Annotated in this window: 1 pseudogene; it reads left to right on the forward strand. The window is 43.9% G+C overall.

What is annotated here, in order from left to right:
* Window positions 1–624, forward strand: a pseudogene (locus J7R05_RS07515) (DNA mismatch repair protein MutS); the annotation flags it as partial.

Below are 624 nucleotides of genomic sequence, written 5' to 3' on the forward strand. Positions count from 1 at the left end.
CGCCTTTTTTCTGCACAATACTTCCTTTGCAGAAGCTATAAAGCTCATTTTAAAAGGGGGGCCAGATATGCCACGCGCAGTTTCTCGGTTAGCTCTTGGACGGGGGGGGCCCCGTGATATGGCCGCAATCCAACGCGGCTTTGAAATCATTCGTGAACTTCATCAGCTTCTTAACGATGCGTTACTTCCTCAAGAAATAAGTGACGTACAGCAGATTTTCTCACACTTACCTACTACTTTGCACTTTCATTTAGAACAAGCACTAGCCGATGATCTCCCATTGCTTAAACGTGATGGTGGTTTTATTCGTCCTCAGTATCATAAAGAACTGGATGAAATGCGTGCTCTACGTGATGAATCTCGTCGTGTCATTGCTGAACTTCAAGCACAATATGCCCAAGAAACAGAGATTAAAACACTATCGCTTACGCATAATAACATTTTAGGCTATTTCATTGAAGCAACAAGCTTACACGCTTCAGCTCGCACAGCTAACCCGCAATCAAACGAACGTTTTATCCACCGGCCAACAATGGCAAGCGCTATGCGCTTTACTACAACAGAGCTTGTTGAACTTGAACGTCGTATTGATCATGCAGCAAATCACGCAATAACGCTTGAATT

The organism is Bartonella capreoli (genome assembly GCF_902813205.1).
GTDB classification, from domain to species: Bacteria; Pseudomonadota; Alphaproteobacteria; order Rhizobiales; family Rhizobiaceae; genus Bartonella; species Bartonella schoenbuchensis.